At 60.2% G+C, this 13663-nt stretch carries 19 protein-coding genes; 10 read left to right on the top strand and 9 right to left on the bottom strand.

From position 1 onward, the window contains the following. Window positions 1-178 precede the first annotated feature (178 nt). The 3 genes from IAE24_RS12615 (at window position 179) to IAE24_RS12605 (ending at window position 2194) form a co-directional block, all read left to right on the top strand. The gene (locus tag IAE24_RS12615) at window positions 179-613 is read left to right on the top strand and encodes a hypothetical protein (protein WP_199961410.1); all 435 of its coding nucleotides are present in this window, start codon (window positions 179-181) and stop codon (window positions 611-613) included. A gap of 775 nt (window positions 614-1388) precedes the next feature. Beyond that, window positions 1389-1820 (top strand): hypothetical protein, encoded by a 432-nt coding sequence (locus IAE24_RS12610; RefSeq protein WP_199961409.1) that lies wholly within the window; start codon window positions 1389-1391, stop codon window positions 1818-1820. After that, a complete protein-coding gene (locus tag IAE24_RS12605; RefSeq protein ID WP_199961408.1) occupies window positions 1817-2194 on the top strand; it encodes a hypothetical protein in 378 nt (125 codons plus the stop codon). The genes IAE24_RS12610 and IAE24_RS12605 overlap by 4 nt, the downstream gene beginning before the upstream one ends. 9 nt (window positions 2195-2203) lie before the next feature. Here the strand turns inward: IAE24_RS12605 and IAE24_RS12600 are convergent, their stop codons facing one another. The 8 genes from IAE24_RS12600 to IAE24_RS12570 all read right to left on the bottom strand — a co-directional run bounded on the left by IAE24_RS12600 (window position 2204) and on the right by IAE24_RS12570 (window position 7745). Next, the gene (locus IAE24_RS12600) at window positions 2204-2452 is read right to left on the bottom strand and encodes a hypothetical protein (RefSeq protein WP_199961407.1); all 249 of its coding nucleotides are present in this window, start codon (window positions 2450-2452) and stop codon (window positions 2204-2206) included. Beyond that, on the bottom strand, window positions 2449-2979 hold the full coding sequence (locus IAE24_RS12595; protein WP_199961406.1) for a hypothetical protein: 531 nt from the start codon (window positions 2977-2979) through the stop codon (window positions 2449-2451). The genes IAE24_RS12600 and IAE24_RS12595 overlap by 4 nt, the downstream gene beginning before the upstream one ends. Further along, the gene (locus IAE24_RS12590) at window positions 2976-5408 is read right to left on the bottom strand and encodes a ParB/RepB/Spo0J family partition protein (protein ID WP_199961405.1); all 2433 of its coding nucleotides are present in this window, start codon (window positions 5406-5408) and stop codon (window positions 2976-2978) included. The genes IAE24_RS12595 and IAE24_RS12590 overlap by 4 nt, the downstream gene beginning before the upstream one ends. Then, window positions 5405-5611 (bottom strand): hypothetical protein, encoded by a 207-nt coding sequence (locus tag IAE24_RS12585; protein ID WP_061287631.1) that lies wholly within the window; start codon window positions 5609-5611, stop codon window positions 5405-5407. The genes IAE24_RS12590 and IAE24_RS12585 overlap by 4 nt, the downstream gene beginning before the upstream one ends. 115 nt (window positions 5612-5726) lie before the next feature. Then, on the bottom strand, window positions 5727-6065 hold the full coding sequence (locus IAE24_RS12580; RefSeq protein WP_052155259.1) for a hypothetical protein: 339 nt from the start codon (window positions 6063-6065) through the stop codon (window positions 5727-5729). Continuing rightward, window positions 6056-6190, bottom strand: a complete 135-nt coding sequence (locus IAE24_RS30580; RefSeq protein ID WP_267908930.1) for a hypothetical protein — start codon at window positions 6188-6190, stop codon at window positions 6056-6058. Before IAE24_RS30580 ends, IAE24_RS12580 begins: the two co-directional genes overlap by 10 nt. A 127-nt stretch (window positions 6191-6317) precedes the next feature. Beyond that, on the bottom strand, window positions 6318-6668 hold the full coding sequence (locus IAE24_RS12575; protein WP_199961404.1) for a hypothetical protein: 351 nt from the start codon (window positions 6666-6668) through the stop codon (window positions 6318-6320). A gap of 561 nt (window positions 6669-7229) precedes the next feature. Continuing rightward, window positions 7230-7745: a helix-turn-helix domain-containing protein gene (locus tag IAE24_RS12570; RefSeq protein ID WP_199961403.1), complete on the bottom strand. Its 516-nt coding sequence runs from the start codon at window positions 7743-7745 to the stop codon at window positions 7230-7232. 30 nt (window positions 7746-7775) lie between these two features. Here IAE24_RS12570 and IAE24_RS12565 point away from each other — a divergent pair, with 30 nt between their 5' ends. Further along, complete coding sequence (locus IAE24_RS12565) at window positions 7776-8012, top strand: hypothetical protein (protein ID WP_199961402.1); 237 nt, start codon at window positions 7776-7778, stop codon at window positions 8010-8012. Between the two features lie 203 nt (window positions 8013-8215). Here the strand turns inward: IAE24_RS12565 and IAE24_RS12560 are convergent, their stop codons facing one another. After that, the gene (locus IAE24_RS12560; RefSeq protein WP_199961401.1) at window positions 8216-8494 is read right to left on the bottom strand and encodes a hypothetical protein; all 279 of its coding nucleotides are present in this window, start codon (window positions 8492-8494) and stop codon (window positions 8216-8218) included. Window positions 8495-8599: 105 nt separating this feature from the next. On the opposite strand from IAE24_RS12560, the gene IAE24_RS12555 reads away from it, so the two are divergent. From IAE24_RS12555 to IAE24_RS12530, 6 genes are all read left to right on the top strand, one after another. Beyond that, window positions 8600-9124, top strand: coding sequence for a hypothetical protein (locus IAE24_RS12555; protein ID WP_043819330.1), 525 nt, complete (start codon window positions 8600-8602; stop codon window positions 9122-9124). Window positions 9125-9138: 14 nt separating this feature from the next. Continuing rightward, complete coding sequence (locus tag IAE24_RS12550; protein ID WP_325100530.1) at window positions 9139-9426, top strand: hypothetical protein; 288 nt, start codon at window positions 9139-9141, stop codon at window positions 9424-9426. Window positions 9427-9503: 77 nt separating this feature from the next. Continuing rightward, the gene (locus tag IAE24_RS12545) at window positions 9504-11960 is read left to right on the top strand and encodes a VapE domain-containing protein (RefSeq protein WP_199961399.1); all 2457 of its coding nucleotides are present in this window, start codon (window positions 9504-9506) and stop codon (window positions 11958-11960) included. A 387-nt stretch (window positions 11961-12347) separates the two neighbouring features. Next, window positions 12348-12659, top strand: a complete 312-nt coding sequence (locus IAE24_RS12540) for a hypothetical protein (RefSeq protein WP_152547177.1) — start codon at window positions 12348-12350, stop codon at window positions 12657-12659. Continuing rightward, window positions 12646-13080 carry a hypothetical protein gene (locus IAE24_RS12535; RefSeq protein ID WP_043819329.1) on the top strand — a complete coding sequence of 145 codons (435 nt, stop codon included), beginning with the start codon at window positions 12646-12648 and terminating at the stop codon, window positions 13078-13080. The genes IAE24_RS12540 and IAE24_RS12535 overlap by 14 nt, the downstream gene beginning before the upstream one ends. Window positions 13081-13200: 120 nt before the next feature. Next, entirely contained in the window at window positions 13201-13575 is a 375-nt protein-coding gene (locus tag IAE24_RS12530) for an HNH endonuclease (protein WP_199961398.1), read from the top strand. The last annotated feature ends 88 nt before the right edge of the window (window positions 13576-13663 follow it).

The following is a 13663-nucleotide window of genomic DNA, read 5'->3' as shown; positions in this document are numbered from 1 at the left end:
GTTTACCAAGTTCTCGCAGAACTGGGACAATATCGCCCCTATGACCCCCACGAGCGACGCAACAACCATGACAACCCCTGCAGGCGCGGCCGCTCCGCGCGTGGGCTTCGTGTCTCTTGGGTGCCCGTAGGATACTGCATCTATACCCTTCAAGGCGTCGCAAGTTTAGGTGCACTGTATGAGCGCTAACGCGGAATACAGCTACCTCTGGGATGGCACCGAGCCTGGTTGGGTGGTGCTTGAACACACGCGAGACGAGGCGGAAGTGTTGATCGCGTTTGGCGTCGATGGGCCGACTCTCGCCGAGATCAAGGCACTCCGCTCGGTGTCTGCGGCGCTCAAGAAAATGCCGGCTGCAGATGTTCTCAAACAACTGAGAGGCTTGGGGTCACTCTCTCTGGGTCTGCATGAGAGTCGGGCCGCCCGAAAACTGCAAATGCATTGCCAGTCGATGGGGCTTAGGGTTTCCGCGCTACCGGCTCAGGATGTGCAGCGCAGCCTCATCAATACATTGACGAAGCGATTCCTGTTGATCGAAGACGACCAGACTTGCAGGTCAGTAGTCGCTGACGCTCTTGCAAACGGGCTGCGGATCGTGCATTCGCAAAATTGATCTGTGTGTTAGTACTTGCTGCTAAATTTGTTTGACCTTCATGACTGAAGACGAACGGATCGATTGGACTCTGGCTTGGGCTATCAGCCCTAGGACAGAAGGAGCGGCGGACGGAGCGGACAGGCAGGAGATTGACACTTCATCTCCTGGGGTTCCGTTCGGTTTTGTGCATCTGCTTATGAAGCCTGTGAGGTGCGAAGAGGATGCGCGAGACTTTTGGGCCGCATGCATTGGAGGCGACGAGCTCGTTGATCCGCTGCCCGCCACGTTGGTTCGATTGGGGGTAGACCGGTTGACTTCTATCCTGCATATAGTCCAGCAGGACACGCAGCGGGTCGGTGATGAAGTTAGGCTGGACGCCGCCGACGAGTGGTTCGAGTGCTTTCAGCTGAACGGTGGGTGTAGTTGCTGCTTTGGGTTAGTATTGCTTTTTCGGTCGTTGTCTGAGGCTGCCTACGTTCACTGGCATCGAGAGTCTTGATGCTGCTTCACGGCCTGTAGGTTATTTTATAATTCCAGCACTACGCGACATAGGAGCGAAAATTAGCAAGCCATGCCTGTTTAAAAATCAGTGCAACACTGGGATTCAACAGTTGCTTGAGCAAGCATTCACATGCTCTGTCCCGGGTTGATGACGTGTCGCAGGGTATTGCTTGGGCGTCGGATTGGTAGGCATGGATGTTAATTTTTTAGATTTTTCGGCAATTTCGTGCTTAAATTTTGACTTAATTACAATTCGTATATTTAGTATATTGTTGTCATTAACAGGGGTATGATGACGTCCAAATTTAACGAAAATGAACTTGCTCCTGATGAAGAGGGGTCTAAAAAGGTTACAGCGAAAAATGCGAAAGAGCGTCGTGCTTTTTCTAAGCTGCAACGGGAGCTTTCTGATGAAGATCTGAGATCGGCTGGGGTTCATAAAATGTTACTGGAGAGTCTTGAAAATTTGCAAGAAGATTGCGAATCTTTGAGGCGTGTAGAGAAGATGTATCATGAATCTGATAAAAAGGTTGCTGTTTTAGAGGCGCAGCAAAAAGTATCAAAGAGTGCGGAAATAGTATCAATGAGTAGCTTCGCTATAGGCGCTGCGGCATTGGGGTATGCCCCCGCAGTCTGGGCTTCTCAGCCATCAGGTTATGTGTGTTTGGTTTTTGGTTCTGTTCTTACAGTTCTCGGTGTCGCGGCCAAGGTGGTGAAAAAATGACATTAGCAATTTCTTCGTATGCCGACTCGGGGAACTTTGAAAAGGAGAGGGTGGTTCTTAAAGTTTATGAAGATCTTGATGTTGGGAAATATTTGATATTCAAATCATCTATTTTCGATGGAAAAGCTACTGCTGGATCTAAGGTGATTTATTGGTTCCCAGATAGTGAGGTCAAGGCCGGGGATTTAGTGATTCTTTATACAAAGTACGGAATTATGGCAAAAAAAGAATTGGATTCTGGGAAGACTGCTCACTTCTTTTACTGGGACCTTGATGAGCCGCAATGGGGAGAGAAAGATACATGTGCGGTTCTGATGAAATCTGGCGGTTGGGCAATAAAACTTGCATACGATCCAGATGCGCCAGAGGCTTAGTTTCGTGAGTTAACTAGGTTCTATGGGATTGCTTAAAATGCGCAAAAAGCCTTTTCCTTGAAGAAAGTTGCGGTAGCAGTTGACTGCGACGGCCTGGGCTTCGCGCGCCACGTCCTTGCCTGCTGCGATAACCTGGCCATCCTCGGTAATGATGGCCAAGCGCCCGGGTTTGCCATTGATGGTGACGCGGAGTCCCTCATGGCTCACTGCGCTGATTTGCACGCCGTCTATAGCGCCAGTAGGTTGTGTGCCGATCATGCGTGTGCCTCCCCTCTGCTCTTGCGGTACGGCTTTGTAGTGCTCAGGTCGCTATCAGCTTGCAGCATTTCGCCACCGCTGCTCTCTGTACGAGCGATCAGCCTGCGCGTGACTTCTTGGATCTCATGGGCCGTGAGTTGCTGCAACTGGAATTCATGCAGGTCAATCGCGGTGGTGAGGGCGTCTAGCTCGTAGAAGTGCACAGCGCTTGGGTGCCAAGCGCCGCCGGCGCGGCAGCGCGCAAAGTAGGCTTCGCATGCTGCCTGGGCGCTGTCGAAATGTTCGGCCAAGCCGTGGACGATGCCCCCGCGCTCTACCTCTTGGGCCACCTGGATAGTGCTGTGCATGACAGTGGCGTGCAGTTCGGTGGCTGTGCCGGCGCGGATCTGCGCGAAGCATTCGCGCACGGGGTCGATGATTGAGGCGATCTCTGTGCTCGTAAGCTTGGTGCCGTGGTGATTGATCACGGCAAAGGTGTCAGGACGACCCGCCCAGCGACTGCGGAATGGTTTGCGTCGGCTGCTCATGCCAGGCTCTCCAGTTCCTTGGTCTCAAAAATCGCGGCCTTGGACACAGAGCCAGGCTTGCCCGCAAACTCCACTTTCCAGCCCTCGGCCGTTAGCGCGGCCACGGCTCCCTCTTGCCAGCGATGTGCGCTATCGGGGTTGAGCACACGCACGCGCTTGCCCACAAGGGGGTCCGCTGTGTAGGGTTCCAGCTCCTCGGCCTCGAAGCCTGCGCGCTGGCCTACGCCGGCGCCGAATTCAACGATCAGCGACAGATGGCCAGGCCGCACTACGCCCACGCGGCCGCACTCTTTTCGGGGGCGTCCGGTTGGTCCCTTGAGGCCAGCCTTAACGCGCACCAGGTCGCCGCTGTGTAACTCGGGTGCCTGGCTGGTGGCTGATTGATCTGCTGCCCCGATGCCGGCGTCCGCACTGTCCTGGCCATCGTTAGCGGTGGCGGTCTGCGCGGGCGCAGACTGCTGCGCGTCAGGGGTCAAGGTGTGGTCAATATCAGCGGCCTCAGAGGAGGGCGGCAGGCCCTGCGCAGCGTCAGCTGCGACTGGGCCTGTATCGTCGCCCTGTGCGGCTGCGGCCGCGCCTGATTCTTGGTCTTGGAGCGCGGCCGCGATAGCGGCCGAGGCTTCGGCGGCAGTCGTCTTCGGCTCTGCGCTCGCACGCGCAGCGGGGGATTTTTTGGCTTTGCCCTTCGCGCGACTCTCGCCAGCGCGCGCAGCGGGATCAAGGGGTAGATCTGCCTTCGGAGCGGCAGGTTTGACGGGGGCAATCTTCGGCAGATGCTTGTCGGCCGCTGCAATCTTGACCTCTTTGATTACAGCCTGCAGGCGCTCCTGCAGCACAGCGCCGGCCACCAGCATCAGGCCCTCATTCGGCGTGCCGTTGTAAGGGTTGTGCGTGGCGCGGCTGTCGCCCTGCATGATGCACAGGAGCTGCAGGAAATCGGGGTTGACGGTTTCCTTGGCGTACTCGATCAGCGCGGCATGGGCGCCCACGCGGTCGAAGCCGAGCACATCGGCGATGGCCTGTGCGTCATCCGTTCCGAGGCTCTTGACGGAGCGCAGGGCGAGATAGCGATGCACATCCAGATTGAAGGCCGGGGGCTGTTCGGCATTGAGGTTGTTCCAGGCGCGATCCAGCAGGGCATCGCGCCAGGCCTGTTCAAACTTGGCCTTTGCCTTCGCTTCGGCCTGGGCCTTCTTGGCCTCGGAGAACTGCCGCGCTTCCTTGGCCACTTTCTCGGACGCCTTCGCTTGGCCGTCCACGATCTTCAGCAGGCGCAGCACCGTCTCATTGGGCAGGGCATCAACTAGCTCACCCTTGCGGCGCGGACTTTCGATCTTGACCGGCTGGATGCCCTCGGCCTTCATTTGGTCGCCGATGATTTTTCGCAGGGGGTGGTCGCCTGGGCTGTCCTCGATGGCGTCCAGACGGCGATAGCCGAGCAGCTTCTCGTTGTAGCCCTGGGCCTGAAGCTCTTCGGCTTCCTTGCCGACGATGACGGTATGCCCTTTGTCTTTGGCTTCCTGCACGATGCGGGCCGTGTGTGCTTCGGCCTTGGCCTCATAGCAGGACTTGTCAGTGCAGATGTCTGCACGGCCCATTTCCTTTTTCAGCTCCGCATTGGCGCCGGTGCGCTTGCTGCAGTCCGCGCAACTGCCAGCGGAAGGCACCAGGGTGGCGTCTGTGATCGTGAACTTGGCCCGGTCCAGGCGCACCATGTACTCGTTTTGCACAAGATCCTCGCACGCGCGGTAGCTGGGCTTCTCCCCTTGCCAGTCGGTGCGGGTGATGTCTTTGAGTGCTTTGATTTGAAGTTGTGCACTGGGGATGCGTGCCAGCAACTGCGCGCGGCTGAAGTCAATGTCCCCTTTGCGCAGCACCTCGCGGACCTCTTCGCACAGGTCGAGGATCTTCATGACGTTGAAAACGTAGGTGCGGCTCTTGCCCACGTCCTCTGCGATTTTCTCAGCAGTGGTTTCTCCAAGGTCCAGCAGTTCCCTGTAGCCTTCGGCTTCTTCGAGCTTCGTGATATCGGTACGCTGCAGGTTCTCAATGACGGCCGCGCGCAGGGCGTCAGCGTCCGACATCGGGCGGATCATTGCGGGGATTTCGGCAACGCCTGCGAGCTGGCTGGCGCGCCAACGGCGTTCCCCTGCCACCAGTTCGTACTGCGCGCGCTCGCGCTTCTCGGCCTTCGCAATTTGCTGCTCATCGCCAATGCGCGACTCGGGCAGGGGGCGCAGCAGGATGGGCTGCAGAGCGCCGCCCGTGGCTTTGATTGAGTCGGCCAGCTCCTGTAGCTTCGCTTGGTCGAAGTGCTTGCGCGGGTTGCGCAGGCTCCGTGCAATGCTCATGACGGGCACATGCAGCATCAGGGCGCCTGCGCCAGGGGTGGGCATGGCGGCGGTCTGGGCGTCGTGTGTGCTGGTCATGCTGCAAGTCCCTCCTGCTGGCCCTTGATGCCAAAGGCGCGGCGCGCTGCGTTGCGGACCTCGGCTGTGACGCTGTGGCCGAACTCCTCCGGGTCCAGCAGATCGCGCACCAGGGCGACGCAGGCGGCTGTGTCGGGATCGACGCGGGGGCTGTCATAGATCACGCGCCGGCAGGCCGGTTGCCGCTGGATGTGCTGGATCATTTCCAGTGCTGCGGATTCTTGGGGCGCCAGAGGCGCGCCTACGCGAGGTGTTCGCAGATCCGATTCGACTTGGACCGCGCCAGGGCCGACATGCTTGATTTCGATGACGATTGCTTTAGCCATGAGCGGCCTCCAGGAGTTGCATTTGGGGTTGGATGGGGGCGGGCTCATGCAGCGGCTGGATGTCGCTGCAGTGGCCCAAGGTGTGGCGGATCTGGTGGACGGGCGCGGTGATGGACACACGCATGCCGCGCTTGAATGACTTGGCACGCTGCTGGGCCTGCGCGCGGGCTGCTGGCGGGTAGACCTGCTCAGCCTTGACAGGCAATTGGCCTGGGCCGTCGCTGTCGATCAGCAGGCATAGGACTGGCATGGGTGTGCTGTCCACGCCCTGGGGCAGCGTGCGCACCTCGGCGTCTTGCACCAGGGTGCCGGTGATCAAGATCAGAGCCATGGCGCGCCCCCGAACTTGATGGCAACGAGGGCGCCGAACATAGCCAGGACCAGCCAGCGCAGCACGGTGCGGCGGACGCGGCGCGGCAGGTATGGGCCTTCCATCTGGATGGGCGGGCGGCTCATCGTGCTGCCCTCGCGCTGATGGGGTGGCCGTGCCCGAAGAGGACCATGGCGCGGGCGATGGCATCCGCTGCGCCCGTGGCGCGGATCGTGTGGCGAGTCCGGCCGCATGTGACGGTGTAGAGGGCCATCACTCACCCCTTGCGGCGTCGGTCAGCTCAACGCCGGCCAAACCAGGGATGGACATCAGCACGTCGATGACGTGGCTATCCGGTGGCGGGATATCGAGGGCGATGTATGCCGCACTGGCGGCCTGCAGGATGCCTTGCTGCAGCCGAGCGGTGGCTGCTGCACACATGGCGTCCAAGTTGAGCTGAGGACGGCGCTCTGGCCTCACATCTCGCAGAGCCACTGCCACCATGCTGTGGTAGAAGGCCGCGCGGAATGCGCTGTCGATTCCTAGGGCAACGCACGATGCCTGCGTGCAGACGTATGCACTGTTTGGAGTGGTCCGTGCGGGGACTGAAGGAGTGTTTTGCATGCCATTCCTAGATCCGACCCACCTCCACTTGGGCCATTCCGTTCAGGGAATCCCTCTGGAGGAATGAGGGCTCCTTGCTCCGAATTTGGAGCGAACGGGTCGGATCGTATCTAATAAGGAATGAAAAATCAACCGAATTCGGAATGAATGTGGACTGCAGGCTGTGATGGTAGGGTAGGATACTGTTAATATATACAGTAGTTCACCAAGGGGACACTATGGATCTGGGGGCTGAAGTCAAGGCGGGGGAGTGCCGTTTAGGTGGTGCCGTGCTGTACCACGTCCGCTGCGACGGGGTCTCTTGCTTGTCCGTTTTTGGTGCCTGCGACAGCCTTGAGGTTCGCGGTTTAGTAGACCTGTGGGCCGCTACCGCACCTCTTGCAATGCGTGATTCGCATTGCTCTGGGGTGGTGCTGAATTTTTCGCAACTGCGCTTAAGTTCACCGCCTGTGGGTGAGGATTTCCTAGGCAAGCGTGTCCCCGTTGCGGGGTTTGTTTGCTCGGCGGATTGCGTGGCCGCTTTGCGGGCACACGCGATCACGCAAGTTCATGCAGGTCTACTTAGAGGGGTGTTTGTTTCGTCGGATCTTGCGACGCAGTGGGTGCGGGAGCGCTCTCTGGCGTTGAGCCTGCACCGCCGCTTGCAAGCAGCATCAACTGGGATGCAAGCATGAATGCCCGTTCTTGCTGATCTCCTGATGGCAGCTCATCCAGCTGTCGTGCCAAGTCCATAGCTAGCGGGCTTGCGGTCACTGTGAAGTTGGCGCTCTTTCCCAAATCAGGGTGGAGTAACTGCCAGGGCTCGACGCCGAACACTGTTGCGAGTTGGTCGAGCACATCTATTCCAACAGACGTTTCCATCGCCTTGATTCGGCTTGCCGTTGCTGGACTCAGCTTGGCCTCGCGCGCAAGTCTGTTGAGGTTCTCGCCGCCGAACTGTTGATGCATCAGCGTCGTCAGGTTCCCCCATAGGACTGGCTTGCTGTTGTGTGCGGGCATGAGGCGTTCGGACTCCAGAGTGGACACCAACGAGCCTATCTTTGATTTCGTATCTTTTGCGGTATGTTTTTTTGACACGATGCATTCCGTATTAGGTATGATCGGCGGATGGCTATCTCCATCCCTAGTTCTGATGACGTGCGCAGTCTGCTGCTGAAGCTCAGGCAGCGGGATCTTCGAGATGTGTTTGAGCAGACCGGTGTTCCTGTGCCGACGTTGGTGAAGATTCGGCAGGGAACAACGCGCAATCCAGGCATAGAAACCGTGCGCAGCATCTACAGAGCGCCTGCGCTTCAGTGCCATATCGCCGGCGCGGCGGCCGGCAAGAGGGAGGCCGATGCCTAGTCTTTTCTCCCCCTCCAGCAACCCGGCAACGTCGCCCGGGATTCGTCTCCTTCCCCAACTTGGTGCTGCACACGCGGGAAGGCGTGTGCGGCTTGCGTTGCTGGCTGGAGTGGGGCTTTCTTTATCTCGCAGGAGGTTTGCTATGGACCAAGACACTTCGGCGCGCCGGAAGTACTACAGCGCTATGCACCGGGCGGGCCTGTTCACAGCCGGCCAGCTGCGCTATCTCGAAAGATTGCCTGCTGATGGATCTGAGTCAGCAACTCCTTCGTACTCCCTACATGGCTTCGATAGGCGTCAAGCATTGCCTCGCTGCCCTGGCTGTTCAGCAGATGGCCTTCCACTTCAGGCCCGTTCTTCTCGAATTCTTGTCGGATCGCTTTCAGTGATTGCGCTGGGAGCGTGCGCAGCACTGCTTCAAGCAGCACGGCGGAAGCGATGAGCTGGCCTTGCAGCCTATCTGGGGAAATCTGTTCATCCATGTCCGTACTCCTGTGTGTCTTCGATGGTGTGTGTGGAAGCCTCCATCGTAGCCATGGCAGGGGCGGGCGCCATCCTGAAATTTCCAGCGTTCAAGGGGAGCCCCAATGACTCGCCGCTACTCCAGCGCCGATTGGCGCGACATCTTCTACAACGCTGTACGCGAGGCGCCGGGCGGTGTTACTGCTGCGGCCGCGTTTCTCACGGACCGGCGCGAGAAGGCCATTCACCCGGAAGACCTGCGCCGCCGGCTGCGTGGTGCTGACGGAGAGTCGCTGAGCACAGAAATGCTTGAGTTGCTGAGCGAGTGGCTGATTGACATGGGCAGGCCGGATGCCAGGCGCTGGCTCCAGTCTTTCAACGCGCGGTTCTCGATGGCTGCGGCGTACCTGCCGCCACCGCCAGAAGGTGGCTGGGCCTGCGAGGCCTCGGCCATCAGGCAGAAGGTCATGCAGATCACAGCAAAAAACGGTTTGCTCGCCGGGATCTGCTCCCGCGTGACGGAAGACAACCAGATCGACAGCACTGAGTGCGATGAGCTGGAAGCGGGCTGCATGGAAATCATCGAGCTGGTGTTCCGCCTGCGCCGCAATGCGCGCCGTGCTGCTGGCAGGTCGGAGGACTTCACATGAGGCCTGCAGGCGAAGTGAGCACCACGCTGCTGCATGTGGTGGAGAGCCTTTGGACGCCCGAGCGTGGTCCAACGCTCAGCGAGATTTCAGCGGCGGCTGCTGTCGCTGGTGTCGCGGTGTCTGCGGCCCGTAGCACGGTGGCCAACATGAAGCGCTATGGCCGCCTGGTCATTTGCGGGGAACGCAAGGTGCCAGGGCGCAATAGGCCAGCAGCCGAGTACGGGCTGCCCCAACCGATTTCTAAAACCGCCGCGAACGATGCGGCTTTCGGCCTGGCACAGGCCATTCAACTTTGGGGGTAGTTCTCTGATGGGTTCGTTGCATGTCGTCGGTGTTGGGGACGCCGATGTGATGTTTTCGTGGGTGTGTGGAGGCCGCTATGTCTGACGAAAAGCCAGCATTGCCCGCCGCCCCGGTCCCGGTGTGGGACAGCATTCCCGCTGAACTTGCGCAGCGTCAGCAATGGGTGTTGTGGAAGTTTGAATGGGATGCCCGTCGCTCGGCATGGCTCAAGGTGCCCTATTACGTGGGCGGTGGACGCCGTTCCGGCGATCAGGGCAGCGACAGGGACCGCCAGCGGCTTGCAACACTGCCGGTGGTGCGTTCGGCCTTCGAGCGCAAGCAGGGACTTGCTGATGCGTGGAGTGGGATCGGCTTCGGCTTCCTGCCGGGCGATGGACTTATTGGCATCGACCTGGACAAGCATGTGGACCCAGCCACCGGGGAGATGTCTGAGCGCTGCAAAAAGATCATTGCGGCCTTCCACACGTTCACGGAAATTTCACCCAGCGGCACGGGCGTGCATCTGTACCTGCAGGGGCATACGCAGACGGCCAAGAGCAATGACATCGGCGTGGAGATGTTTTGCGAGCGGCAGTATTTTACGGTCACGGGCAGGCATGTGGCGGGCACGCCCGTGGAGGTGTCGCAGGCCGATGAATCGGCGATCCGCCGCATGCACGCCACGATTCAAGAGGCGAAGGAAAAGCGGCAGGCGCCTGCATCTCCCCCGCCTTCCCGGCCAGCGCAGCAAGCCGGAGGGGTAGTTGAGGGCCGCAATGATTTTGCTCACGTCAACGAGCAGGCGATGCGGGCCTTGCACGTCTGGGTGCCTGCCCTGTTTGGAGGGCGTGAGCAAAAGAGCCCGAAGGGCTATCGCATCACATCCAAAGCGTTGGGCCGAGACCTCCAGGAGGACATCTCCATCCATGCCGATGGCGTGGACGATGGAATCATGGACTGGGGTGTGGCCGATATGGGCGATGCGCGCGGAGGCCGCCGCTCACCCATCGATCTGGTCATGGAGTGGGGTCCTGGGACGGCCAAGCCTGCCGAGGCCTTGAAGTGGCTCGCTGGCGTGCTAGGCATCGTGCTCCAGCCTCCAAAACCAAATCGCGCGAACGAGCGTGCTCCCGCTGGGGGGGATGCTGTTGCGCCAGGCGCTGCTGAGACTGATGCTGGGGACGGCGGCGATGCCGACAAGCCAAAGAAGGGCAAGCGCAAGCCGAGCCATGACGGCGAGTTGACGGCGCTCTATGACAAGCTGGTGTGGGGCAAAAACTCGTACATGGACTGCCGTCCCAACGTGATGTATTGCCTTCAGCTTGACCCAGCCCTGGCGGGCCTGGCCCGATACAACACCTTCACGATGGCCGTAGACCGCAGCCGCGAGGCGCCATGGGGACGGGAGGCGGGCGCCTGGGATGAAGAGGACGACATGATGCTGGGCGAGTATCTGCTGCAGTCGCACTCGCTCAACATCAACTCCAAGGGCACGCTGCGGGACGGTGCTGTCATGGCAGCGCTGCAGGACAAATACAACCCCATTGAGGAGTTGATCCGCGCTGAGGTTTGGGATGGTGAGCAGCGTCTTGAGCACTGGCTGACGAAGGTGTACGGCATTGAAGAGCGTCCATACACGCGCCTCATCGGCAAGTGCTTCATGATGGGATTGGTTAACCGGGCCATCAACCCAGGTTGCAAGTTCGACTACATGTTGATCATCAAAGGCGACCAAGGCCTGAAGAAAACTTCCGCTTGGCGAGCCATTGCCTACCCCTACTACACGGATAACGCGATTCGTGTTGGCGATAAGGACAGCCAGCTGGCCCAGCAGATGGCCTGGATTGTGGAGTCGGCCGAGCTGGAGTCTCTGAACAAGGCTGAGTCCACGGCGATCAAGCAATACCTCTCAGCACAAGAGGACTGGTTCCGCCCGCCGTATGGCGCGCAGATGGTCAAGTCCAAGCGCCATTTCGTCAACGTGGGCACCACGAATGCCGACACCTTCCTGCGTGATGCCACGGGTGATCGCCGCTTTTGGCCTCTGGAGGTGCGCCAGGTCAACGCGGACGCACTGATCGAGATGCGCGGCCAACTGCTGGCCGAGGCGCTGCACCGGCTCAATGCCGGCGAGCGCTATTGGCCGGACAGGGACGAGGAAAAGACCCTGATCTTTCCTGAGCAAGAACCTTTCAAGCGGTCCGATCCGTGGGAGGACCTGTTGGATGCCTATGTCAACGGCAACGACGGCCTGCACGTCAACGATCCCGCTCCGATGCGGCGCCAATTCTTCCCGCGCACTGAGCTGTACCAGGTGCTGCAGATCAAGCCCGACCGGGTGGACAACGCGGGCCAGATGGACACGCGGATCAGCAATGCCATGAAGTCGTTGGGTTTCAAGGTGCACAGGGAAAGCACCGGCCTGCGCAAGCGCGGTTTTCTCCGGCAGCCCAAGGATGCGGTCACGCCAGTGCTGGCGGCCGCTCCTGCTGCGCAGGAAGCCCCTCAGTGGCCCTATGACGCTCCGGGGGAGGGTGATGACCTCCCGATCTGATTTCAACGCTGTGGAGCACAGCGGGATGCCTCGCGGGCTGGTCACGCCCCGGCTGGGTGGATGCGTCTGCATCCGCGTTGCCGGTCCTGTCGCCACCGCCGTCCTGCCGTCCACCGTTCGTCCACCCCGGGGTGGACGGCGTAAGTGATTGATTTTTATGGGTGAATCGGCGATCCGTCCAGCCGTCCACCGCCGCGTGCAGACGTGTGCACATAGGCGTGTGTGCGGACAGGCGGGCGCGTGTCTGCGCGCTCGCGTGCGGGCAGTTTTTTATTTTTTTCTGTGGTCGGGATGGACAGATGGACGGATTGAGGATTGGCGCGGGTTTGCGCCGTCCTCCCCTCGTCCACCAGCCGTCCATGCCGTTGATCTGTTGGGGAGTTGGGAATGAACAAACCAGCCAGCTTGAGAGACCGGATGCCTGAGACAGCGGATTGGGTGGACCAGAAGCGTGTCCAGTGGGGCAGGGATTATGTGGACCAGTGCATACGCCGATCCTTGCGCGGCGAGCCGGGGTGGTTCTATGCGATGGAGGGCGGCAAGGTGCTCGGCACGCCCTGGCCCATGGATGTCCTGGCGCCATTGGTCGGCAGCGGCACCCGCACAGTGGCACAGCTGCAGGCTGCTGCGGTGCTCCTGGGCGTTGGCTTCGCTGGGTTCATGCGTGAGCCGGAAGGGAATGCACATGGCGCGCATTGAGCGAATCAGGCAGCGGCTGGAGAACTGGGCACTTTGGAGATCCAGGCTCGACAGCAACAGCCTGGGGTATCACACGGTCAACGTGCTGGCGGTGGATGTCTGGGGACGCAACAGCTACAACGGCAGCCAGATTCCGCACGTCGAGCAGGAAGCAGAGGAGACAGACCAGGCTGTGCAGGCAATGGAGCAGGCGAAGGCTCATCTTTATGACACGGTCTATGCCTACTACCTGCAAGACCTGGGAGTGTCGAGCATCGCCCGCACCTTGGGCAAGGGGCAGAGCACTGTCCATGCTCAGCTTGGCCAGGCAGACCAGTTCATCGACCGATGGCTGCAGGAGCAGCAACGCATCAAGGAAGAGCGCGAGGCACTGGCGCGTGGCCGTGAGTACATGCGGCGCGCGGGGAGTTTTACAACATAGAGAGTTGGGCTACATTTGCGGCAAGCTAGTGCTCAGTGACCCCAACCACTGGACACATGCCAGCCCCGCCCGGTGCAGACCCGGCGGGGCTTTTCTTTTGGCTTCACAGGAGACATCGCCGTGCCATCAGCCGCCCCGCGTCCGTGCTCGCATCCGGGCTGTGGCGTGCTGGTCCGCGATGGCACGGGCCGGTGTCCAAAGCATCCAAAGCAGTCCTGGGCAAAGAAGCCCACAGCCGCCAAGCGCGTGACGGGCCGCAAGCTCCAGCAGTTGCGCAAGGAACTGTTTGAACGTGAGCCGCTGTGCCGGCCCTGTTACCGCAAGGGCATCGTGACCCTTGCGACCCAGCGGGACCATGAGATCCCATTGGAAGAGGGTGGGACCGATACCAAAGACAACGAGCAACCCATCTGCGCCGACTGTCATGACGAGAAGTCAAAGGCTGAGCGAGCGCGCGGGGTGCGGCGTGCATGGGCTGGATATCGGGAGGGATGAGCCCGCCCGAAGTTGGGCCGGCCGGGCCAGGGGCGCGCCCCGCGGGGGCCCCCCCGGGCCAGGCGATGAAGGCGTCGCCGGGCCGGAC

Origin of the sequence: Delftia sp. S65, from assembly GCF_016516495.1 — a bacterium.
Taxonomy (GTDB): Bacteria; Pseudomonadota; Gammaproteobacteria; order Burkholderiales; family Burkholderiaceae_C; genus Comamonas; species Comamonas acidovorans.
The sequence above is the reverse complement of the archived record's forward strand: the minus strand, read 5'-3'. Positions and strand labels throughout refer to the sequence as shown.

Excerpts from the sequence above, each read along its gene's own strand:
- IAE24_RS12615 (WP_199961410.1), top strand. The coding sequence starts at position 179 with ATGAGCGCTAACGCGGAATACAGCTACCTCTGGGATGGCACCGAGCCT.
- IAE24_RS12610 (WP_199961409.1), top strand. The coding sequence starts at position 1,389 with ATGACGTCCAAATTTAACGAAAATGAACTTGCTCCTGATGAAGAGGGG.
- IAE24_RS12605 (WP_199961408.1), top strand. The coding sequence starts at position 1,817 with ATGACATTAGCAATTTCTTCGTATGCCGACTCGGGGAACTTTGAAAAG.
- IAE24_RS12600 (WP_199961407.1), bottom strand. The coding sequence starts at position 2,452 with ATGATCGGCACACAACCTACTGGCGCTATAGACGGCGTGCAAATCAGC.
- IAE24_RS12595 (WP_199961406.1), bottom strand. The coding sequence starts at position 2,979 with ATGAGCAGCCGACGCAAACCATTCCGCAGTCGCTGGGCGGGTCGTCCT.
- IAE24_RS12590 (WP_199961405.1), bottom strand. The coding sequence starts at position 5,408 with ATGACCAGCACACACGACGCCCAGACCGCCGCCATGCCCACCCCTGGC.
- IAE24_RS12585 (WP_061287631.1), bottom strand. The coding sequence starts at position 5,611 with ATGATCCAGCACATCCAGCGGCAACCGGCCTGCCGGCGCGTGATCTAT.
- IAE24_RS12580 (WP_052155259.1), bottom strand. The coding sequence starts at position 6,065 with ATGGCTCTGATCTTGATCACCGGCACCCTGGTGCAAGACGCCGAGGTG.
- IAE24_RS30580 (WP_267908930.1), bottom strand. The coding sequence starts at position 6,190 with ATGAGCCGCCCGCCCATCCAGATGGAAGGCCCATACCTGCCGCGCCGC.
- IAE24_RS12575 (WP_199961404.1), bottom strand. The coding sequence starts at position 6,668 with ATGCAAAACACTCCTTCAGTCCCCGCACGGACCACTCCAAACAGTGCA.
- IAE24_RS12565 (WP_199961402.1), top strand. The coding sequence starts at position 7,776 with ATGGCTATCTCCATCCCTAGTTCTGATGACGTGCGCAGTCTGCTGCTG.
- IAE24_RS12560 (WP_199961401.1), bottom strand. The coding sequence starts at position 8,494 with ATGGATGAACAGATTTCCCCAGATAGGCTGCAAGGCCAGCTCATCGCT.
- IAE24_RS12555 (WP_043819330.1), top strand. The coding sequence starts at position 8,600 with ATGACTCGCCGCTACTCCAGCGCCGATTGGCGCGACATCTTCTACAAC.
- IAE24_RS12545 (WP_199961399.1), top strand. The coding sequence starts at position 9,504 with ATGTCTGACGAAAAGCCAGCATTGCCCGCCGCCCCGGTCCCGGTGTGG.
- IAE24_RS12540 (WP_152547177.1), top strand. The coding sequence starts at position 12,348 with ATGAACAAACCAGCCAGCTTGAGAGACCGGATGCCTGAGACAGCGGAT.
- IAE24_RS12535 (WP_043819329.1), top strand. The coding sequence starts at position 12,646 with ATGGCGCGCATTGAGCGAATCAGGCAGCGGCTGGAGAACTGGGCACTT.